The organism is Streptomyces sp. NBC_00385, from assembly GCF_035917155.1.
GTDB classification, from domain to species: domain Bacteria; phylum Actinomycetota; class Actinomycetes; order Streptomycetales; family Streptomycetaceae; genus Streptomyces; species Streptomyces poriferorum.
The window spans coordinates 556,891-576,825 of the sequence record NZ_CP107951.1; the positions used below are offsets into that span (position 1 = coordinate 556,891).

Genomic DNA, 19,935 nt, shown 5'->3' on the forward strand with positions numbered 1-19,935 from the left:
TATGCCGCATATCGGAAGACTCCGGTCGCCTCACGGTTCACAATCGGAGCATGGATCTGCCGGTGATGCCGCCTGTGAAGCCGATGCTCGCGAAGTCCGTGAAACGCATCCCGCCGGGCATGCAGTACGAGGCGAAGTGGGACGGCTTCCGGGCGATCGTGCACCGGGACGGGGACGAGGTCGTGATCGGCAGCCGTACCGGCAAGCCTCTGACCCGCTACTTCCCCGAGGTGGTCACCGCGGTCCGGGAGAATCTGCCGCCACGCTGTGTCGTCGACGGCGAGATCGTGGTGGCGTACGACGGCCGGCTTGACTTCGACCGGCTGAGCGAGCGCATCCACCCGGCTGACTCACGGGTACGTCTGCTGGCCGGGCAGACGCCGGCCAGCCTGGTCGCGTTCGATCTCCTCGCACTGGGCGACGACTCGCTCCTGGACACCCCGCAGTCGGACCGGCGGACGGTACTGGAGGCCGCGCTCGCCGACGCCTCGGCCCCGGTCCATCTCGCTCCGTCGACCACCGATCCGGCCGTGGCGCAGGAGTGGTTCGAGCGGTACGAGGGGGCGGGCCTGGACGGGGTCGTCGCCAAGCCGCTCGATCTGCCGTACCGGCCGGACACCCGCGCCATGTACAAGATCAAGCACGAGCGGACCGCCGACTGTGTGGTGGCGGGCTACCGCTTCCACAAGAGCGGTCCGGTCGTCGGCTCGCTGCTCCTTGGGCTGTACGACGAGCACGGGACCCTGCAGCACGTGGGCGTCTGTGCGGCCTTCCCCATGAAGCGCCGCGCCGAACTGGTCACCGAGCTCGAACCCCTGGTGACCGATGTCGCCGGGCACCCGTGGGGCTCCTGGGGAAACGCCGAGGCGCACGAGGGATCCCGGATGCCCGGCGCCCCGAGCCGCTGGTCGGGGAAGAAGGACATGTCCTGGGTGGCGCTGCGTCCGGAGCGGGTCCTGGAGGTGGCGTACGACCACATGGAGGGCGACCGCTTCCGGCACACGACCCAGTTCCGCCGGTGGCGGCCGGACCGCACCCCCGACAGCTGCACGTACGCGCAGCTGGAAGAGGTGGTGCGGTACGACCTGGCCGAGGTGCTGTCGGCGGGCGGCTGAGACCACTCCCCGCCGGGTCTCAGTCGGCGGCCGGCGGCACCGATGCCGTGGAGCACGGCTCCTCGGTGTCCGTCGGGTCGGGCGCGGGCGTCTCCGTGGTGCCCGCCGTGTCCGTCGGGTCCGGGGACGCGGGGTCCGTCGGGCAGCCGGGCTCTCCCGGGTCGGGCGGTGTGGTGCCGGGATCGGGAGTGGTGCCCGGGTCGGGGGTCGTCGTCGGGTCGGGACTGGCGGAGCCGGTGTCGGTGGGGTCGGGCGTGGCGCCCGGATCCGTGGAACCGCCGGGGTCCGGGGAGTCCGTGTCGCCCGGCGAGGGGCTCGTGCCCGGGTCCACGGTTCCCGGTGCGGTCGGGCGCGTGGAGTGGCTGGGCTGCGGGCCGACCACGATGCCGCCACCGCCGTCGCCGTCGTCGCCGCCCGTGCCCGGCCCGCCCACGGGGTGCTTCGGCACGTTCGGGCTGCCGGCGCCGGGGCTCCTGGGCACCGTCCCCTGGCCGTCGGGCACCACGTGGATGCCGTTGCGGTAGAACGCCACCCACAACAGCACGGTCCGCAGATAGGTGTCCGAGTGGTTGTAGCTCAGGATCGCCCGGTCGAGGTCGGCGCGCACCGTCAGATCGCGGGTGCCGGCGCAGAGATAGGACCCGGCGGCCAGGGACGCGTCGTAGATGTTGCTCGGGTCGCTGCGCCCGTCGCCGTTGCCGTCCTTCGCCCAGTGCGCCCAGGTCGAGGGGATGAACTGCATCGGGCCGACCGCCCGGTCGTAGGTCCTGTCCCCGTCGTACGCGCCGCCGTCCGTGTCGGGGATGTTCGCGAACCCGGCGCCGTTGAGCACCGGCCCCAGGATCGGGGAGAGCGTCGTGCCGTGGGTGTCCACCCGGCCGCCGGCCGCGTGCCCGGACTCGACCTTGCCGATCGCCGCCAGTAACTGCCACGGCAGCCGGCAGCCCGGGTCACTGCGCCCCAGCGCGCTCTCCGCCTTGCGGTAGGCGGCGAGCACCGTGGACGGGATGCCCGCCTCGGCCCACGACTGGACAGCGGCCTTGCTCTGCTTGACGCCGGGCTTCGGCGGCTCGGGGCTCTTCAGGGGCGGGAGTTCGGTGTGGTACGAGTCGTCGTTGGGTACCTGCGACCACTTGACCTCGTCCGTCTCCGTGTTCCGCTGCTGCGCCTCGTCGTGCGCGACGAGTCCCGGTGCCTGGGACGCGGTGAGGGCCGCCATCGCGGCGACGGCGGCTGCGGTGCCGCCGATTCCGCGGCGCATGGTGCCGTTGAACCTCATGCGTGCTCTCCTCTCCCCGGGTCACCGGGTGAACGTATCGATGGCAGATATCCGCCAGGTGCCGCCCCGGCGAACAGCGTCCACGGCGAACATGGCCGCGGCGTACGTGGTCTCCTCGGACTTGCCCGTACGGGTGTTGCTCTGGTCGGCGAAGATGATCAGCCGGGCGCGGTCGCCGTCGAGCAGCTCCACACCGCTCTCGGTGACGGTCGTGGTGAGGACGAGCTTCTGCTTCGGCGCCTGCGCCCGTACCTCGGCGAGCATGTCCTCGTGCTGCTGGACGGCCTTGCCCGTCAGGTACTTCTTCACCGCGGCGTCGGCCTTGGCGGGCGAGGCGTAGTTGTACGAGAACACCGCGCCGACGGCCTCGGTGATCTGCCCCTTCACCTCGCTGGTGCGGGCGATGTCGGTGAGTGCGGTGTTCTGCCGGCCCGGTTCGTCGTTCAGGGTGGCGGCCGAGGTGAACGCCCAGGCGGCGAAGGCGCCGAGGAGGACCGTGAGGGCGCAGAGCACGGCGGGCAGCGTGATCCGGAGACGGGGGCGGGGCGGCCGGACGGAGGGCGGTTCCTTCTCCTCTTCGTCCCTCTGTTCCTTCTGCTCCTCCTGCTCCGGCTCGTCCAGTGCCTCCTCCGCGACCGTTTCGGGTTCCACGGGCTTGCGTACGGGCGTGGGTGCGGCGGTGCGTTCGGCGGCGACGGTGGCCAGGCGGCGCTGCCGGTTGACGAGGTGACGGGTCGTCGACATGTCCGGGGTCCTCTCGGTGCGGGGTGGGAGTCGGTGGCGTCAGCCGGCGGTGTTGCCGACGGGCGCCTGGCCGAGGGCGCTGAGCTTCCACCCTTCGGAGGTGCGGGTGAGCTGGCCCAGCATCCGGCTCTCCTTGACCGCGGGCTTGCCCTTGGGTGCGGTCACGGTCACCCGCAGCGCCACCATCACGCCCGCCTTGCCGGCCCGGTCGTCGAGCTCGGTGACCGCGCCGGACAGCACCTTGGCCGTGCTGACGGTCTTCGCCTCCTGGATCTGCTTCACGAACCCGTCCCGCCCGTCGACGAGTTGCTGGTGCAGGTCCCCGGTGGTGGAGTCCTCCCAGCTGTCCAGCCCCTTGTCGAGCTGCTCGTGATCGAGCGTGTTCATGTTCTGCACGGCCTGCTCGCCGGCGGCCAGCGCGTCATCGCGGACCTGGGCGTACGCCGCCGAGTCGTCGTGCGCCGCCTGGTACCGGGACACTCCGCCCCAGCCCGCGGCACCGGCCGCCGCGACGGTCAGCACGATCGCTGCCGCCACCAGCGGGTTCCTCGTCATCCGTACCCGTGCCATCGCTGCCTCTCCCTGCCGGCCTGTCTGTGCTGTGCCTGGTGCCATGTGGTGCGGTCGTACGTGGTGCGGTCGGAGTGCCGCGCTATCGGGCGTCGATCTCCACGATCGTCCAGCGGCCTTCCTGGAGTCGTGCCGTGACGGACAGCTGCGCCGCCGCGGTGCTCGCGGCCTTGCCCTGGCGTTCGTAGACCTGGTCCATGAAGACCAGGAGGTGCGCGCTGTCGTGGGTCAGCCGGGTCACCCCGGCGCGTACGACATGGGTGGTGAGGGTGAGCTTCTGGTCGGCCGCCTGCTTCTCGACCTGTCCGAAGAGCGCCGCGTACTGCTGGAGGGCTTTGCCCGCGAGGAGTTGTTGCGCGGAGGCCTTGGTGGCGGCGGTATCGCCGGGACCGTAGGAGAAGACCTTGCCGAGCGCGTTGGTCACATCGCCGGCGACCTGCGTGGTGGCCGCGCTGTCCGTCAGCGCCTTGTTCGAGGTGGCGGGGGTGTCTCGGAGCTGCCGGCCCGCGACGTAGAACGCGCCACCGGCCGCGAGGAGGACGACGACGAGCACTCCGGCCAGCACGCGGGGCCACCGCCGGGCGGGCCCGGCTCCGGTCTCGTCACCCTCGAAGGCACCGGCCCCGTTGTCGTCGTCGCTCGCACGCTCGGCGGTTCCGGGCACGCCGCTTTCCTCCGCGCCCTCCCGGTCCGTCTCATCCGTCACGACGTCCGTCGTGGTCCCGCTCCCCGGCTTCATGCGCCGCCCCCTATGCCGAGCGCCGTGAGCGCCTTGATCTTCCAGCCGTCCCCGGTCCGGACGAGCGTGGCCTCGAAGCGTTTGCGTTCGGTGCCGGCCTTTCCGGTACGCGGGGTGACCTCGACGTCGACGGTGGCGATCATCAACGCGGTGCCCGTCCGTTCGTCGACTTCGGTGAGCGCCGCGTCGGTGACCTTCCCGCGCGCGGTGGCGCCGGACTTCTTCAGCTCGGCGGCATCCTTCTTGCGGGTGCGCTTCAGCTGGTCGTGCAGCGGGCCGGTGGACGCGTCGAGCCAGGCGGCGAGACCCGCGTCGACGCTCGCGCCGTCCTTGCCGTCGAGGCTGTTGAGCCGGGCGAGGTCCACCCTGCCGTCGGCCAGCGCGGCGTCCCGGCTCTTGGCGTACGCCAGGTCGTCGTCGCCGCGCGCCTGGGCGTACGACCAGCCTCCGAGGGCGCAGACGAGCGCGGCGACGAGGAGAACGGCCCAGCCGCTGAGGGTGCGGTTACGGGAGGTCATGAGCCGCCTCCCTGTCCCAGGCCCAGCAGTCCGGCCATTCCGCCGGCTGCGGGGGCGCTGTCCGCCGGGACCCCGAGCACCCCGGGCAGCCGGTCCTCGGCGCTGTCGTCGAGGAGCAGCGTGCCGGGCCTCGCCGGTGTGGGCAGGGCGCCGCCCTTCGGGGCGTTCGCGCTGCCGCGGACGTTGATCCCGGTGCCGGGCGAGGAGGTGCAGCGGGCCTTGGTGTTGAGCGCGGGCGCGGGTGCGAGATCGAGCCCGTTGCGGTACTTCGTGGCGCCGTAGCCGGCGGTGCAGGGCAGGGGTTCGAAGAAGGTGACCGACATTCCGAACCGGGCACCGTCCTCGTCGACCGCGCTGGCACCGGCCGCCGCGACGGCGGGGAGCTTCACCAGGAGTTCCTCCAGTCCGCGCTGCCGGGTGACGGCGACGTCCGACGTGGTGAGGAGGTTGGCGACGACGACCCCGAAGTTCGGGTCGAGGTCGCGCAGCAGCCCGCTGATCTGCCCGGTCGCGTCGGGTCCGGCGGCGATGAGCCTGCGCAGGTCGGTGTCCGAGCCCTTCAGCTGGGCGGCCAGTTCCTTCGCTCCCGAGGCGAAGCCCTTGAGGGCCTCGCCCTGTTCGGCCTGGGTGCGCAGGACGGTCTCGCCGTCGACCATCAGCTTGGTGTTGACGGGGAGTGCTTCGTCGGCCGCCTCGACGAACTCGCTGCCGGTGTCCAGGAGGACCTGGAGGTCGTCGCCGCGTCCGGAGAACGCGGTGCCGAACTCGTCGACCACGGTGCGCAGAGACTCCAGGTCGACCGAGGAGGCCAGGTCGTTGACGCTGGTGAGGACGTTCGTCACCGGTGCCGGGACGGTGGTCTCGGCCTGGTCGATGACCGAGCCGTTGGCGAGGAACGGGCCATCGGTGCGGGTCGGCCGCAGGTCGACGTACTGCTCGCCGACCGCGGAGAGGTTGGCCACGACGGCCTTCAGGTCGTCGGGTATGGACGGCGCGGACTTCTTGATCCGCAGTTCGGCCTCCACGCCGTCGTCGGTGAGCTCGATGGGGCCGACGCGCCCCACGGAGACACCGCGGTAGGTGACGTTGGAGTGGGTGAAAAGGCCACCGGTGCGCGGGAGTTGCATCTTCACGGTGTAGTAGTCGCGCATGCCCACGTAGTGGCCGAGATCGGCGTAGCGCACGCCCAGATAGCCGAGCACCAGCACCGCGATGATCAGGAACGCGATGTTCTTCAGCCGGATGGCGAGGGTGATCATCAGTTGCTCCCCTCAGGGACCGAAGCCGTCGAAGTCGCGGGCGCCGAGGTCGCGGGAAGGGGCAGCGGCAGCCCCGCCCCGGCGACCGCCTTCGCTTCTTCCGTGGGCTCCGGCTCGGGTTCGTAGGCGGGAATGATCTGGGTGCCGGGTTCTGCCGTCATGTCCAGGTACACGTTGAGGTAGTCGCCCTTCACACCGCGCAGCACCTCGTCCGTGAACGGGTAGGTGAGCAGCACCTGGAGGGAGTCGGGCAGGTCGTTGCCGGAGTCGGCCAGGGCCCTGAGGGTGGGGGCGATGGCCTTCAGGTCGGCGATCGTGTCCGCCTTGCTCTTGTTGATGGTGGTGACGGCGACGGTGGAGAGCGTGTCCAGGGAGCGCAGCATCGTCAGGAGCGAGCCGCGCTGCTTCTCCAGGACCTTCATCCCGGGGCTGAGTTTCGTGAGGACCGTACCGACGTCCTGTTTGCGGGTGGCGAGCGTGGTGGAGAGCCGGTTGACGCCGTCGAGCGCCGCGGTGATGTCGCCGCGGTGGTTGTCGAGATTGGTGACGAGGGTGTCGACGCGCCTGAGCATGGACCGGACCTGGGGTTCCTGACCGGTCAGCGCCTTGTTGAGTTCGGTGGTGATGGTCTTCAGCTGGTTGATGCCACCGCCGTTGAGGAGCATCGACAGGGCGCCGAACACCTCCTCGACCTCCGGGTTGCGGTTGGTCCGGGTGAGCGGTATCCGGTCGCCCGGGGCGAGGGTGCCCACGGCGGTGCCGCTCGCGGGGGGCGAGAGCTGGATGTACTTCTCGCCCAGCAGGCTCGACTGCTCCAGGTGCGCGTAGGCGTTGGCGGGCAGTTTGATCTTCCCGTTGACCTTCATGGTGACCCGGGCCTGCCAGGTGTCCGGGGCGAGGGAGATCTTGGTGACGCGGCCCACGGCGACGTCGTTGACCTTGACCGAGGACTGCGGGGCGAGGCTGAGTACGTCCCCGAAGTCCGCCGTGATCTCGTACGGGTGGTCGCCGAGGTCCGCGCCGCCGGGCAGCGGCACGTCCTCGATCCCCGAGAAGCTCGGGGCTCCGCATCCGGTGACGAGGAGCGTGCAGCAGAGGCCGAACGCAATCAGCGTGGATGCGCCCGTGGTCGCGAGGGCGCCGGGTCTGCGCAGGGTCCGGCTCACTGGTTCGCCCCCTTCTTGTCGTTCTTGCTGTCCTGCGTCGTGCCGTAGACGGTGCCCACGGCCGGCAGGGGCAGCGAGGGCAGCGCCCGCTGCTGTTCCGCGTCGACCGGCGAGAGCCCTTCGAGGCTGATGGACGGCGCCAGAAGAGGACCGCCCATGCTGAGCTCGTTGAGGTCGGTCCGGCCGTTGAGGGTGCGGTTCGCCGGGTCGTACGCGTTCAGGACGTTGCCCGCCGACAGGGGCAGGGTGTCGAGCGATTCGGCCAGGGAGGCACGCTGGTCGACGAGGGTCTGCGTGATCGGCACCAGGGCGTCGACGTTGTCCTTGAGCGCGCCCCGGTTGTCCTTGATGAACGTCTTGACCTGGCCGAGGGCGGTGCCGAGCTCCTTGAGCGCGGCCCCGAGGTTCTTCTTGTCGTCCGCCAGGAAGCCCGTGACGGAGTTCAGCTGGTCTTCGGCCGTACGTACGTTGCTGTCGTTGTCCTTCAGCATCGTGGTGAACGTCTGGAGGTAGGCCAGCGTGTCGAAGAGGTTCCCGCTGCTCCTGTCGAGCGTCTTCGTCGCCTTGCCGAACTGCTCGATGGAGTCGCCGATGTCCTTGCCGTTGCCCTTGAGGTTCTTCGCGCCCGTGTCCAGGAGACCGGCGAAGGCCCCCTCCGCGTTCGCCCCGTCCGGGCCGAGCGCGGCGGAGATCTCGGTGATGGACTCGTAGAGCTGGTCCACCTCGACCGGTGTGGCGTTCTTCTCGGCGGGCAGTTCGGCTCCGTCGGCGAGGACCGCTCCCCCGGTGTAGGCGGGGGCGAGCTGCACGTACCGGTCGGCGACGAGGCTGGGGGCGACGACGACGGCGTGCACGTCCTTGGGGACCTGGATGCCCTTGTCGACCCGCAGGACGACCTTGACGTCCTTGCCGCGCGGTTCGACCGACTCGACGGTGCCGACCTGTACGCCGAGGATCCGCAGGTCGGATCCGGCGTAGACGCCGGTCGCCTGGTCGAAGTACGCGGTGACGGTCGTCGTGCCCTCTTCCTCCATGGCCATCACACCGGTGGTGGCCGCGACGGCCACGACCGCGAGGCCGGCCCCGATGCCGATGATGCGGGTGAGTCTCATCTCAGCTCCCGCCTTCCTGCTTGGGAGGCATGCATCCGGTCGCCGGCGGGGTGTTGGCGGGCAGGTAGTTCTTCGGGACGACACCGCACACGTAGTTGTCGAACCAGCGGCCGTTGCCCAGCGTGTTGCCGACGAGCCTGTTGTACGAGCCGGAGAGCGCGAGCACCTTGTCGAGACTCTTGCGGTTCTTGTTCAGTACCGCCGTGACCCGGCCGAGCGCCTTGAGCGTGGGCTTCAGCTGCTTGTTGTTGTCGGCGACGAGACCGGTGAGCTGGGTGCCCAGGTCGCGGGTGCCGGTGAGCAGCAGGTGGATGGAGTCGCGGCGGGCCTGGATCTCGCCGAGGAGCAGATTGCCGTCCTCCAGGAGCGTCTCGAAGCTGCTCTTCTTGTTGGCGAGGGTCTTGGTGAGCTGCTTGCTGCCCTTGAGCAGGGTCGCCAGCTGTGCGTCACGCTCGGAGACCGTCTTGGAGAGGGCGGAGAGCCCCTTGGCGGCACTCTTCACGTTCGGCGGCGAGTCCTTGAACGTGGCGGAGATCGTCTCGAAGCTCTTGGCGAGCTGCGCGGTGTCGATCTCCTCGATGGTCTCGCCCAGCCCGTTGAAGGCCTGGGTGACGTCGTACGGCGAGGTGGTGCGGCCGGCCGTGATGCGCTCGTCCGGGTTCTGCGGCGACTCGCCGAGCGGGTCCACGGCGAGGTACTTGTCGCCGAGGAGCGTCTTGATGGCGATGCCGACAGTGCTGGCGTTGCCGATCCAGGCGTCCTTGACCTTGAAGGTCACCTTGACCTTGGCGCCTTCGAGGGAGACCCCGGTGACCTTGCCGACCTTCACGCCGGCGATCCGCACCTCGTCGCCCTCGTCGAGTCCGGCGGACTCGGTGAAGTCGGCGCTGTACGTGGTGCCGTCACCGATGAACGGCAGGGAGTCGGCGCGGTAGGCCCCGTATCCCAGGAGGGCGAGCACGAGCAGTCCGACGAGGCTGACGGCGACGGGGTTGCGGTCGCGTACGGGCTTGATTCTCATGACAGGCACCTCGGCTGGGTGATCTCGATGCCGGTCGGCGGGGTGCTGCCGTCGCTGGTCGTCACTCCGCCGACCTTGGCTTCGCAGAGGTAGAGGTTGAGCCATGAGCCGTACGAGGCGAGGCGGCTGATCGCCTCCATCTTGGCCGGTGTCCTCTGGAGGAAGTTCTCGATCTTCGGCGAGTTGTCGCCGAGCCGGTCGGAGAGCCGGCCGAGCTGCTTGATGTCCTCCTTGAGAGGCGCGCGCCCGTCCTTGAACAGGTCGGCCGTGACCGTGGTGAGGGCGCCCATCGCGGTGACGGCCTCGCCGAGCGGCTTGCGGTCACCCGAGAATCCGGTGACGAGCGCCTGGAGGGTGTCGACGAGGTCGTTGAACCCGGCCTCACGGTCGTTGACGGTCTTCAGGACCGTGTTGAGGTTCTTGATCACCTCGCCGATCACCTCGTCCTTGGCGGCGACTGTGCCGGTCAGCGATCCGACGTGCTGCAGGATGCTGTCGATGGTGCCGCCCTCGCCCTGGAGCACCTGGACGATGGAGCCGGCCAGCTGGTTGACGTCGGGCGGGGAGAGCCCCTCGAAGAGCGGCTGGAAGCCGTTGAAGAGCTGGGTGAGGTCCAGGGCCGGAGTCGTCCGCGAGAGCGGGATGGTGGCGCCCGCAGTGAAGCTCTTCCCGACGGGCCCGGCGCCCTGGTCGAGGTCGATGTAGCGCTGGCCGACCATGTTGAGGTACTTGATCGACGCGGTCACCGACGCCGGCAGCTTCCGGCTCTTCTCGACGTTGAAGCGGACCTCGGCGAGCCGCCGGTCGGCGACCTTGATGGACTCGACCTGTCCGACCTTGACGCCGGCGATCCGGACGCTGTCGCCGACGATGAGTCCGGTCGCGTCGGTGAACCTGGCGCGGTACGAACGGGTGTCGCCGACACCGGTGTTGGCGATGGAGAGTCCCAGCACCGTGGTGGCGAGGACCGTCACCAGGATGAAGACGATCGATTTCGCGAGCGGTCCCGCGAGGGAGCGGCGCTTCACTTGAGCTTCACCTCCACACCGCGGAAGGCCGGACCGATGAGCACGCTGCTCCACTCGGGCAGGGCCTGCGGCCGGACTTTCAGTGAGGGAGCGACCAGTTCGTTCACGAGCCGGCTCTCCTGCGGGGAGTTGGGCATACCGAGGGACGCGTCGGCCGCGGGTACCTCTTCGGGGGCGGTCGCCTCCGGGTCCGCGGTGCTGCTGTTGTCCGCGGCGGTCCGGGCGTCGGCGGTCGGCACGCTCTGGCCGACGTACGGGACGGAGTAGCAGTGCGGTCCGCCGGTCGCGTTGTAGACCGGGGTGTCCCTGCCCGCCACGTACTTCCCCTTCGAGGGCACGGTCTTGAGCGTGACGTGGAGCCCCGGCTGGTCGGTGCCCTTGCCGAGCGCCTTGTCCATGGCCGGCACGAACCCGGCGATGGTGCGCAGGGTGCAGGGGAACTCCGAGGAGTACGTGGCGAGGGTCTCCAGCGTCGGCCTGCCCGAGGTGGCGAGCCGGATGAGGTTGTCCTTGTTCTTCTCCAGGAACGCGGTGAGGTCCCGGGCGGAGGCGGTGGTGGAGCCGTACAGGTCGGCGAGTTCGGCCTGCTGTTCGGCGACGGTGCCGCTGGTGGTGGTGAAGTCGGTGAGCGCGTCCAGGACGTCGGGGGCGGCGTCCGCGTACAGCGCGCTCACCTTGACGAGTTGCTTGATGTCCTCGTTGAGCGTGGGGAGTTGGGGGTTGAACTTCTTGAGGTGGGCGTCGAGGGTGACGAGGGTGTCGCCGAGCTTCTCGCCACGGCCCTGGAGTGCCTGCGAGACCGCGTTGAGGGTGGCCGAGAGCTTTTCCGGCTTCACCGCGGTCAGCAGGGGCAGGACGTTGTCGAGGACCTCTTCGAGTTCGAGGGCGTTGCTGGAGCGGTCCTGGGGAATGACGGCCCCGGCCCGCAGCGTCTGCGCGGACGGTACGGCGGGCGGCACGAGGGCCACGAACCGTTCGCCGAACAGCGTGGTGGGCAGCATCTGGGCGGTGACGTCGGCCGGGATGCGGTCGAGCTTGTCCGGCTTGATCGCCAGGGTGAGGCGGGCACCTTCGCCGTCGGCCGCGATGTTGCGGACCTGCCCGACGACGACGCCGCGCAGCTTCACGTCGGCGTTGTCGTGCATCTCGTTGCCCACGCTCGACGTCTGTACGGTGACGGTCGCGTCGTGGACGAAGTCCTTCTCGTACACGGAGACCGAGACCCAGATGAGTACGGCGGGCACGAGGAAGAACGCGACCCCCGCGGTTCTGCGGCCCGCGGTCCTCGCGGCCCTGGTGCTCCTTGTGGTCCGGGATGTCATCAGCCGGCCACCTTCACGGTCGTCGTGGCGCCCCAGATGGCGAGCGAGAGGAAGAAGTCGGTGACGCTGATCAGCACGATCGCGTTGCGCACCGAGCGGCCCACGGCCACGCCCACTCCGGCGGGTCCGCCGGTGGCGTGGTAGCCGTAGTAGCAGTGCGCGAGGATCACCATCACGCTGAAGATCAGCACTTTGAGCACCGACAGCAGCACGTCCTGCGGGGAGAGGAAGAGATTGAAGTAGTGGTCGTACGTGCCCGCGGACTGCCCGTTGAACAGGACGGTGACGTAGCGGGAGGCGACGTACGAGGAGAGCAGCCCGATCGCGTACAGCGGGATGATGGCGACGACCCCGGCGATGATGCGGGTGGTGACGAGGTACGGCATGGAGCGCACACCCATCGACTCCAGTCCGTCGATCTCCTCGTTGATCCGCATGGCGCCGAGCTGCGCGGTGAAGCCGGCGCCGACGGTCGCGGAGAGAGCGAGGCCCGCGACGAGCGGGGCGATCTCACGGGTGTTGAAGTAGGCGGAGATGAAGCCGGTGAAGGCCGCGGTGCCGATCTGGTTGAGGGCGGCGTACCCCTGGAGTCCGACGACCGTTCCGGTGGCCAGGGTCATCGCGATCATGACGCCGATGGTGCCGCCGACGACGCCGAGGCCGCCGCTGCCGAAGGCCACCTCGGCGAGCAGCCGCTGCACCTCCTTGAGGTAGCGGCGCAGGGTGCGGGGGATCCAGACCAGTGCTCGTACGTAGAAGGTGAGTTGGTCACCCGATCGGTCGAGCCAGCTGAGCATCGACATCGGTCAGCTCCCCTTCGCGGGGACGATCTGGAGGTAGATCGCCGTGAGGACCATGTTCACGAAGAACAGCAGCATGAAGGTGATGACGACGGACTGGTTGACCGCGTCGCCCACGCCCTTCGGACCGCCACGCGGGTTCAGGCCGCGGTAGGCGGCGACGATGCCGGCGATGAAGCCGAAGATGAGGGCCTTGATCTCGCTGACGTACAGGTCGGGCAGCTGGGCCAGGGCGGAGAAGCTGGAGAGATAGGCGCCCGGGGTGCCGTCCTGCATGATCACGTTGAAGAAGTAGCCGCCGAGCGTGCCGACGACGGAGACGAGGCCGTTCAGCAGGACGGCGACCAGCATGGTGGCCAGCACGCGCGGGACGACGAGGCGCTGTACGGGCGACACGCCCATGACCTCCATCGCGTCGAGCTCCTCGCGGATCTTGCGCGATCCGAGGTCGGCGCAGATCGCCGAGCCCGCGGCCCCGGAGACCAGCAGCGCCACGATGATCGGGCTGGCCTGCTGGATGACGGCGAGGACGCTGGCACCGCCGGTGAACGACTGGGCGCCGAGCTGCTGGGTGAGCGAGCCGACCTGGAGGGCGATGACCGCGCCGAACGGGATGGAGACCAGGGCGGCGGGCAGGATCGTGACGCTGGCGACGAACCAGAACTGCTCGATGAACTCCCGCACCTGGAAAGGCCGCCGGAAGGTCTCCCGGCACACGGTCCCGGCCAGGGCGAACAGCCGGCCGGTCTCGCGCAGCGGGGCGAGGGCCTTGCTGGGGCGCGGTGCCTCGGGCGCCTTCTTCGGGAGCGGGGCCGGATTCGGGGGCCGGTCCCCCGGCGGCCCCGGGGGTATCACCGGCATGGGGGCCGTCACGGGCGCCCACCGCCCGCGGCTGCCGGGCTGTAGCTGTTGAGGATGGCGGTACGGGCCGCCTCCGGCAGCTGTCCCAGCATCGACATGACCCGCTCCCGGCGGCGCAGGGCGCCCTGGCGCACCGGGAGGCCCGGCGAGGGCTCCAGCTGCGGGACGACGGTGCGCGGGGCGTTGGCCGAACTGATGCCCTGCCCGTAGCCGCCCCGCTCCTCGGCGGCGAGCGTGGCGGCGTCCTTCTCCTCGGACATGCCGATGGGGCCTTCGCACCGCCCGGCGAGGAATTGGTTGACCACGGGCAGATCGCTGGTGAGCAGCACCTCGCGCGGCCCGAAGGTGACGAGGTTGCGGCAGAACAGCATCCCCATGTTGTCCGGGACGGTGGAGGCGATGTCGAGGTTGTGGGTGACGATGAGCATCGTCGCGTCGATCTGGGCGTTCAGGTCGACGAGCAGCTGCGAGATGAAAGCGGTGCGGACCGGATCGAGTCCGGAGTCGGGTTCGTCGCAGAGGATGATCTGCGGGTCCAGGACGAGCGCACGGGCCAGGCCGGCCCGCTTGCGCATGCCACCCGAGATCTCGCCGGGCAGCTTGTCCTCGGCGCCCAGCAGACCCACCACGTCGATCCGCTCCATCACGATGCGGCGGATCTCGGATTCCTTCTTACGGGTGTGCTCCCGGAGCGGGAACGCGATGTTGTCGAAGAGCGACATCGAGCCGAAAAGCGCACCGTCCTGGAACATGAGGCCGAAGAGCTTGCGGGCTTCCATGATGTCCCGCTCGGAACCGTTCACCATGTCGACGCCGTTGACAAGAACCCGACCCTGTTCAGGTTTGAGCAGGCCGATGATGGATTTGAGAAAGACGGTCTTTCCCGTCCCCGACGGGCCGAGCATGACACTGACCTCGCCTGCGGGAAGCGTGAGCGACACGTCCTGCCAGATGTTCTGCTTGCCGAAAGACTTGGTAAGGCCTTCGACCACTACTTCGATTCCCATCCCACCTCCTGCATGCGCTCACGAAGTGACAGAAGTGCGCCGAGGGGCGCACGTTAAGTTCACCGACACCGTCGGGACAAGCCCTTGAACAGCCAATTCGTGAAGATCCGACTCACTTGTCATCCGGTGACAAAACATGGTTCGAACTTTGTAAACAACTGCGCACCCACAGCGGACGATGCAGGCCGGGGCTCCGTGCCCCAGGGGGGCCTGGGACACGGAGCCCCGGAATGAGAGCTCCGCCCGTGTGAAGATTCGGGGGTGGGGGCTCCCGGACAGGGAACCCGGGCACTGGGGGCGTGCCTGGATTCCCCTCCTGACGGGTGAGCAATCTCCGGACGTGCCGGACGAGTTGCTGACGGGGGCGACGTTACGGCCGGGTAACCTGGCTCGCAATACCAGTACTTCAAGTTTTCGCGCGAGTGCGCAAAGCGGCGGCATTCTGCGCACCGACTGAGCAGCCGGGCCCGGAAAACTGTCGACGAGTGATAACTTTCGCGGCCCTCCCGGCGAAGGAAGAAGGATCGCGGACACCACGTCACGGGCGTCCGGACCGGCCCGAATACACAAGTGAGAACATGGATTCCGTATACGTCGCGCAACACCGTTCCGCGGATGCCGGCGATGGCCTGCGCACGATGTGACAAGAAGGGCGTGGCGCGTACTCACCCGTGAACGAGATGCCCCATTCACGGACAGTTTCTCAAACGGCGGGATTGTGCCGCAGGGTTTCCCGCCAGTAACGTCACGGCTCGATGAAGGGGATTCCGTGCCGGTGACGTCCGCCGCGAGCCCCTTCTCCCGTAATCCTCACGCAATTTCGCTGCGCACCCCTATGCCGTCACCCCATTGGGCCGGCTTCGGGACCGGCGCGGACAGATCGAGCAACTCCGGGTTCACCCGGCCGCGTCGACGCGGCCGCCTCCATTCCTCAAAGGGGACGACATGAGAACTGGCTCGAACCGGGCACGTGTGGGGCTTCTGGCCTCCTTCACCGCATTCGCCGCCGTCGCGTCGATGGGTTCGGCCACGGCCGCCACGACGCTGAACGGCAACTGGGCGCCCTTCAGCCGCTGTCCGGTGGACGCTCCCGCCATGCTGGCGGTGGACGGCGCGACGGACAGCTCCATCTGCGTCTCCTCCCACTCGGAGAGCGGCTCCATCAAGCTGGGCAACACCGTGGTACCGGTCGGTTCCAGCGACCTCCAGATCGGCGTGATCACCCATCCAGGGGGTCTGTCGACCGTGGTCTCCCCCGAGGGGGGCGCGCTCGTCGCAGACTCCGCGAAGGTGCCGGGCGGGCTGCTCGGCCTGATGTGCCCCAGCGACGTTCCCGTGATCACCGGGATCTGCAACACGCTCACCGACGTCAACCTGAACCGGGTGACGGCGACCCTCGAATCGGTCAACACCCCGACCGACTTCCAGCTCGTAGCGGGGACGACCACCGGGAAGCCGATCGTCACCCTGCCGGTCCGGATCCATCTGGAGAACCCGCTCCTCGGCGACAAGTGCTACATCGGTTCCGCCTCGAACCCGATCCTGCTCAAGCCGCAGAACCTGACCCAGCCGGCCGTCAGCAGCCTGAAGTTCGCCGGCGACGGAACTACGGACGCGACCGGCCCGCTGAACCGGCTCAACCTCCTGGGTGCCACTCAGAGCGACACGACCTACGCGGTCCCCGGAACCAACGGCTGCGGCCTGCTGGGCGCGCTGAACTGGGCGGTGAACCTGAAGACGGGCCTGCCGTCGGCCTCCGGCAACAACAACGTCACCCTGGACAATGCCCAGACCTACGTGGCGACGGTGAACAGGCCCCGCGACACCTCCCCGAACGCGGGCAAGCTGCTGTCGCAGTACTGGCACTCGGCGGCGCAGTAAGCACCCTCGCGCCCCGAAGCCCTGAAGGGGCCACTCTCCTTGTGGAGGTGGCCCCTTCGTTGTACCTGCCGGACTACCTGGCGGACTTCGTCCCGGGCATCTCCGCCGGAGGGGGCGGACAGTACGACCGGGTGGGGTTGCTCGGAACACAGGTCGCGGCCTGATTCATGTAGACCCGGTTCCCGGGTCCCGAAAGGGAGGCGGTGAACAGCGGGTTCAGGTCCTCACCGCCTGTGCCGCATCCAGTGAAGGACGGGATGTCGACCTCACCCTGCAGGAGGCCGCCCACGCCGACGTTCTTGTACCCTTCGCCACCGTTCAGCACCACCTTGAACGGCTTCGATGTCCTGCAGTTGCTTCCGACGTCGAGTGGCGTGCCGTTGACCTTGACGTCGTGGAGGCGCAAAGACTGCCGAAAGTAGGCCGTGGCGAACACGATCTTTCCCGGGCCGGATCCGGATGTGCCCGTCGAGATGGTGAGAGGGCCGTTCTCGAACGAAACCTTCGCTGTCACCGGCTGGAAGCCGAAGGTGAGAAAGGTTGAATCGGCATCCGGAAGCTTCAGGCTCGCGAGCGAATCGATCCGGAAATAGTATCCGCCCGGCGCCTGGGCCGGTCGGATGGTTGTGCCCTTCGCCGTAATCACACTGATGAGTGCCGGGTCGGCGGGATCGTTGATGATCATGGCCCCGTTCAGCTTCCACACGTTGGCCAGGCCAACCGCGTTGGCACAGCTGGGAGGCGCCTTGGGGTTCTCCGCGATCCTCGCGGGGTCGCCCGGTGGTAGCTGCGGTGCCTCGCTCGCGTCCATTTCCCCCACCGGCGGGTCGACAGGACACCAGTCGGGGTCCTCGTCCTCAGCGGCCGGCGGTTGCACCGTGATGCCCTTGTCCTCCGCTCTGGCGGTACCGCCCGCCGGCGCGGTGGGCGTCTCGGGTGTCCCGGGCGGATCGGTGCCGTCTCCCTCGGTCACCTGCGTGGTCGCGAGATGCCCGCTCTCGCCCTGCTCCAATCGGCACGTCACCGTGGCCAGAGCCGGTGCGCTCTGCCCGGGCGCCGCCGTGGCGGCCCGCAGTTCGACCGTGAACTCCCCCACCGAGAAGTCGACATCGCCCGCGGACCCGAACGTCACGTAGGGGACCTCACCGGAGTGGACGAGCGCCACGTCGCCGTCAGCGGGAAGGGGCGTGCTCGGCGCGTTGAGCTCCCACGAAGCTTCGGCCGACTCGCCGTTCTGGGCGACCTTCACCTTCAACGCGGCCCGGCTCACGACGGCCTCGGCGCCCTCCGGCAGTAGCGCGGCGAGATCGGCGCGCGAGAGCATAAGGGTGAACGACACGGGCCCCGGCTGTACGGGACGGTCGACCTCACCGGTCGCCGGGACGTCCACCGACAGGGCCACGGTGGCCGCCACGGCCGCCACGTCGCTGTCCTCGGTTCCACAGGCGGCAGCGAGGCCGAGGGGCCCGGCGCTCTCGTCGGCGGCCGAGCCTCCGCCGGACAACAGACCGGCGAGCAGGGCGAGACCGGCGACGGAGGCGACCTTCACGGAACGCCCCGCACGGGTCACAGGTGTCTGGGTGTGCATATCGGGCCTGTCCTCCACGGGGTGTGGCGGCGCCGCACCTGGGCGCCGAGATCAAGAGGGCCGGGCCGTCCTGGGGGTCCAGGTCGGCCCACGCCTGTGCTTCGGTCCTACGGCGTGCTGATCACCGGTGACGTGCCGGTCGACGTCATGGCCATGTGCAACGAGGCGTTCATCGAGATGACGTCGCCGTTGTTCATGATCCCGAGGCAGTCCGCGTTCGAGACGACCAGGTCACTGACCGTGCCTTCGATGACGAGGTTGCCGGTGTCGTTCTCGTAGTGCCCGTAGAGCGTGCCGTTGAAGTCAGCGGAGCAGCCGAATCCCTCCCAGTGGCCCGAGATGCCGCCGATGGTGACATCCACCCAGTTCACGTGGGAAGTATTCGGCCCGACAAGGTTGATCTGCCACGGTGTCGTGCTCTGCGTCATGACGAATTCGAGACCAGCGACCGTGCAGTTGTCGGCGGCGATCGCGTCAATAGTGCCGATCCTGCCTCCAGTCGCGCCGGCGGCTTCGAGATTTCCGGCAGCCACGTCGAAGTAGTCACACTCGAGGTACATGAGTGGGAGGTCCAGCGTGGGATAGGTGGCATGCGCGGTGTACGCCCCAGCCGGCGTCACCGTCCACGCGCCCGCCGTGGCGGCCGAGGCCGAGGGCACCACCGCGCCGAAGGCAGCGACGAGGGCGGCGGCCACGATGGCACGTCTTCGCGCAAGGGTCTTCACGTACCCACATCCTCAAGGTCATGGCGCCGCACCCGCGACGCCCCAAACGAGAAGGCCGGGTCGGCCGCGGTGAGGCTCCGCAGCCGACCCGTACCTGTGTGCTCCAGCGGCCTTACGGCGTGGTGATCACCGGCGACGTGCCGGTCGAGGTGACGTTGACGTGGTACGAGGCGTTGAAGGACGCCACGTCGTCGTCGTTGACCAGGCCGAGGCAGTCCGCGTTGGACGCGACCAGCTCGGTGCCCGACCCGTCGATGACCAGGTTGCCGGCGCTGTTGTCGTAGTAGCCGTACACCTTGCCGGTGAAGTCGGCGTAGCAGCTGAAGCCCTCGATGTGGGCGGAGATGTTGGTGACGTTGCCCTTGACCCGGTTGGAGTTCGAGGGGTCCACACCGGTGACGTTGATCTTCCACGGCGTCGCGGTCATCGTGACCTCGAAGTCGAGACCGCCGACGGAGCAGTTGGTGAAGGTGATGTTGCTGATGGTGGCCATGTCGGCACCCGTGGAGCTGCTCGCGGCGACGCTGCCCGAAGTCACGTCCGAGGAGTCGCAGACCAGGTTCGCGAACGGGACGTCCAGCGTGGGGCTGACCGCGTGAGCGGTGTAGGCCCCCGACGGGGTCGCCGACCAGGTGGCCGCGGCACCGGCCGAGGCCGACGACACCGCCATCCCGAGGGCTGCGCTTGCGGCGGTGACGACGAGGGCGGCTCTACGTGCAAGGGTGTTCACTGATCCGTTTTCCCTTCAGGGTGTGTGACCCGACGCCGGGGTGCCGCCTCCGGCCGGATAGGCAGTGCCTCCGGGGCGGGGTCACGGGACAGAAAATGTGGCAGTCCGACCTGACCGACTGCACGACCTCTTGCGTTCGGCGATGACGCTACGGGTGAGTAATGTTGCACCGCAACGGGTCGGGCAAAAGAATCTCCGTAAGCGCCCTTCTCGGTGGGTAAATTGCTGCGAGGCGAGTACGACCGCACGGTTTCTTATCCAGAAGTGAGCAGTTTCCTCACCGCGACCGTGTCCGGCCCTGCTCATCGAATGACGGTCGGAGCCCCGGACTCCGGGCAACACCCCATGTCAAAGCCCTGCCACCCCGCACCGAGCAGCGCCGGCAGAGGCCCCGCACCGACCACGTCCGCGACCCTTGACTTCACGCCACCTCAGCAGTCGAATAACCCACGGATAGCGAACGCGACACT

At 68.8% G+C, this 19,935-nt stretch carries 19 protein-coding genes; 2 read left to right on the plus strand and 17 right to left on the minus strand.

Annotated elements, in window-relative coordinates; all coding sequences use genetic code 11:
* The first annotated feature begins 50 nt into the window (after positions 1–50).
* A complete protein-coding gene (locus OG959_RS02515) occupies positions 51–1,115 on the plus strand; it encodes an ATP-dependent DNA ligase (protein WP_326656319.1) in 1,065 nt (354 codons plus the stop codon).
* A 19-nt stretch (positions 1,116–1,134) separates the two neighbouring features.
* On the opposite strand, the gene OG959_RS02520 is transcribed toward OG959_RS02515, so the two are convergent.
* From OG959_RS02520 to OG959_RS02585, 14 genes are all read right to left on the minus strand, one after another.
* Complete coding sequence (locus OG959_RS02520; protein WP_326656320.1) at positions 1,135–2,394, minus strand: lytic transglycosylase domain-containing protein; 1,260 nt, start codon at positions 2,392–2,394, stop codon at positions 1,135–1,137.
* Between the two features lie 21 nt (positions 2,395–2,415).
* Positions 2,416–3,138 (minus strand): hypothetical protein, encoded by a 723-nt coding sequence (locus tag OG959_RS02525; protein ID WP_326656321.1) that lies wholly within the window; start codon positions 3,136–3,138, stop codon positions 2,416–2,418.
* Positions 3,139–3,177: 39 nt separating this feature from the next.
* Complete coding sequence (locus tag OG959_RS02530) at positions 3,178–3,708, minus strand: nuclear transport factor 2 family protein (RefSeq protein WP_442805527.1); 531 nt, start codon at positions 3,706–3,708, stop codon at positions 3,178–3,180.
* 82 nt (positions 3,709–3,790) lie between these two features.
* Positions 3,791–4,447 carry a hypothetical protein gene (locus OG959_RS02535; RefSeq protein ID WP_442805528.1) on the minus strand — a complete coding sequence of 219 codons (657 nt, stop codon included), beginning with the start codon at positions 4,445–4,447 and terminating at the stop codon, positions 3,791–3,793.
* Entirely contained in the window at positions 4,444–4,965 is a 522-nt protein-coding gene (locus OG959_RS02540) for a hypothetical protein (protein WP_326656322.1), read from the minus strand. Before OG959_RS02540 ends, OG959_RS02535 begins: the two co-directional genes overlap by 4 nt.
* Complete coding sequence (locus OG959_RS02545) at positions 4,962–6,224, minus strand: MlaD family protein (protein ID WP_326656323.1); 1,263 nt, start codon at positions 6,222–6,224, stop codon at positions 4,962–4,964. The genes OG959_RS02540 and OG959_RS02545 overlap by 4 nt, the downstream gene beginning before the upstream one ends.
* The gene (locus OG959_RS02550) at positions 6,224–7,390 is read right to left on the minus strand and encodes an MCE family protein (RefSeq protein ID WP_326656324.1); all 1,167 of its coding nucleotides are present in this window, start codon (positions 7,388–7,390) and stop codon (positions 6,224–6,226) included. The genes OG959_RS02545 and OG959_RS02550 overlap by 1 nt, the downstream gene beginning before the upstream one ends.
* Positions 7,387–8,502: an MCE family protein gene (locus tag OG959_RS02555; RefSeq protein ID WP_326656325.1), complete on the minus strand. Its 1,116-nt coding sequence runs from the start codon at positions 8,500–8,502 to the stop codon at positions 7,387–7,389. The genes OG959_RS02550 and OG959_RS02555 overlap by 4 nt, the downstream gene beginning before the upstream one ends.
* A 1-nt stretch (position 8,503) precedes the next feature.
* Complete coding sequence (locus OG959_RS02560) at positions 8,504–9,523, minus strand: MCE family protein (RefSeq protein ID WP_326656326.1); 1,020 nt, start codon at positions 9,521–9,523, stop codon at positions 8,504–8,506.
* On the minus strand, positions 9,520–10,551 hold the full coding sequence (locus OG959_RS02565; RefSeq protein ID WP_326656327.1) for an MCE family protein: 1,032 nt from the start codon (positions 10,549–10,551) through the stop codon (positions 9,520–9,522). Before OG959_RS02565 ends, OG959_RS02560 begins: the two co-directional genes overlap by 4 nt.
* Entirely contained in the window at positions 10,548–11,873 is a 1,326-nt protein-coding gene (locus OG959_RS02570) for an MCE family protein (RefSeq protein ID WP_326656328.1), read from the minus strand. The genes OG959_RS02565 and OG959_RS02570 overlap by 4 nt, the downstream gene beginning before the upstream one ends.
* Positions 11,873–12,676, minus strand: coding sequence for an MlaE family ABC transporter permease (locus tag OG959_RS02575; protein ID WP_148016908.1), 804 nt, complete (start codon positions 12,674–12,676; stop codon positions 11,873–11,875). The genes OG959_RS02570 and OG959_RS02575 overlap by 1 nt, the downstream gene beginning before the upstream one ends.
* A 3-nt stretch (positions 12,677–12,679) precedes the next feature.
* Positions 12,680–13,546 (minus strand): MlaE family ABC transporter permease, encoded by an 867-nt coding sequence (locus OG959_RS02580; protein ID WP_326656329.1) that lies wholly within the window; start codon positions 13,544–13,546, stop codon positions 12,680–12,682.
* Positions 13,543–14,541, minus strand: a complete 999-nt coding sequence (locus tag OG959_RS02585) for an ABC transporter ATP-binding protein (protein WP_326656330.1) — start codon at positions 14,539–14,541, stop codon at positions 13,543–13,545. Before OG959_RS02585 ends, OG959_RS02580 begins: the two co-directional genes overlap by 4 nt.
* Before the next feature lie 945 nt (positions 14,542–15,486).
* Between OG959_RS02585 and OG959_RS02590 the strand changes: the two genes are divergently transcribed.
* Positions 15,487–16,422, plus strand: a complete 936-nt coding sequence (locus tag OG959_RS02590; RefSeq protein ID WP_326656331.1) for a hypothetical protein — start codon at positions 15,487–15,489, stop codon at positions 16,420–16,422.
* A 73-nt stretch (positions 16,423–16,495) separates the two neighbouring features.
* On the opposite strand, the gene OG959_RS02595 is transcribed toward OG959_RS02590, so the two are convergent.
* From OG959_RS02595 to OG959_RS02605, 3 genes are all read right to left on the minus strand, one after another.
* Positions 16,496–18,010: a DUF6801 domain-containing protein gene (locus OG959_RS02595; RefSeq protein ID WP_326656332.1), complete on the minus strand. Its 1,515-nt coding sequence runs from the start codon at positions 18,008–18,010 to the stop codon at positions 16,496–16,498.
* 107 nt (positions 18,011–18,117) lie between these two features.
* On the minus strand, positions 18,118–18,735 hold the full coding sequence (locus OG959_RS02600; protein WP_326656333.1) for a hypothetical protein: 618 nt from the start codon (positions 18,733–18,735) through the stop codon (positions 18,118–18,120).
* Positions 18,736–18,847: 112 nt separating this feature from the next.
* Positions 18,848–19,465: a hypothetical protein gene (locus OG959_RS02605; RefSeq protein ID WP_326656334.1), complete on the minus strand. Its 618-nt coding sequence runs from the start codon at positions 19,463–19,465 to the stop codon at positions 18,848–18,850.
* Positions 19,466–19,935 lie beyond the last annotated feature (470 nt).

Excerpts from the sequence above, each read along its gene's own strand:
- OG959_RS02515 (WP_326656319.1), top strand. The coding sequence starts at position 51 with ATGGATCTGCCGGTGATGCCGCCTGTGAAGCCGATGCTCGCGAAGTCC.
- OG959_RS02520 (WP_326656320.1), bottom strand. The coding sequence starts at position 2,394 with ATGAGGTTCAACGGCACCATGCGCCGCGGAATCGGCGGCACCGCAGCC.
- OG959_RS02525 (WP_326656321.1), bottom strand. The coding sequence starts at position 3,138 with ATGTCGACGACCCGTCACCTCGTCAACCGGCAGCGCCGCCTGGCCACC.
- OG959_RS02530 (WP_442805527.1), bottom strand. The coding sequence starts at position 3,708 with ATGGCACGGGTACGGATGACGAGGAACCCGCTGGTGGCGGCAGCGATC.
- OG959_RS02535 (WP_442805528.1), bottom strand. The coding sequence starts at position 4,447 with ATGAAGCCGGGGAGCGGGACCACGACGGACGTCGTGACGGATGAGACG.
- OG959_RS02540 (WP_326656322.1), bottom strand. The coding sequence starts at position 4,965 with ATGACCTCCCGTAACCGCACCCTCAGCGGCTGGGCCGTTCTCCTCGTC.
- OG959_RS02545 (WP_326656323.1), bottom strand. The coding sequence starts at position 6,224 with ATGATCACCCTCGCCATCCGGCTGAAGAACATCGCGTTCCTGATCATC.
- OG959_RS02555 (WP_326656325.1), bottom strand. The coding sequence starts at position 8,502 with ATGAGACTCACCCGCATCATCGGCATCGGGGCCGGCCTCGCGGTCGTG.
- OG959_RS02560 (WP_326656326.1), bottom strand. The coding sequence starts at position 9,523 with ATGAGAATCAAGCCCGTACGCGACCGCAACCCCGTCGCCGTCAGCCTC.
- OG959_RS02570 (WP_326656328.1), bottom strand. The coding sequence starts at position 11,873 with ATGACATCCCGGACCACAAGGAGCACCAGGGCCGCGAGGACCGCGGGC.
- OG959_RS02575 (WP_148016908.1), bottom strand. The coding sequence starts at position 12,676 with ATGTCGATGCTCAGCTGGCTCGACCGATCGGGTGACCAACTCACCTTC.
- OG959_RS02585 (WP_326656330.1), bottom strand. The coding sequence starts at position 14,541 with ATGGGAATCGAAGTAGTGGTCGAAGGCCTTACCAAGTCTTTCGGCAAG.
- OG959_RS02590 (WP_326656331.1), top strand. The coding sequence starts at position 15,487 with ATGAGAACTGGCTCGAACCGGGCACGTGTGGGGCTTCTGGCCTCCTTC.
- OG959_RS02595 (WP_326656332.1), bottom strand. The coding sequence starts at position 18,010 with ATGCACACCCAGACACCTGTGACCCGTGCGGGGCGTTCCGTGAAGGTC.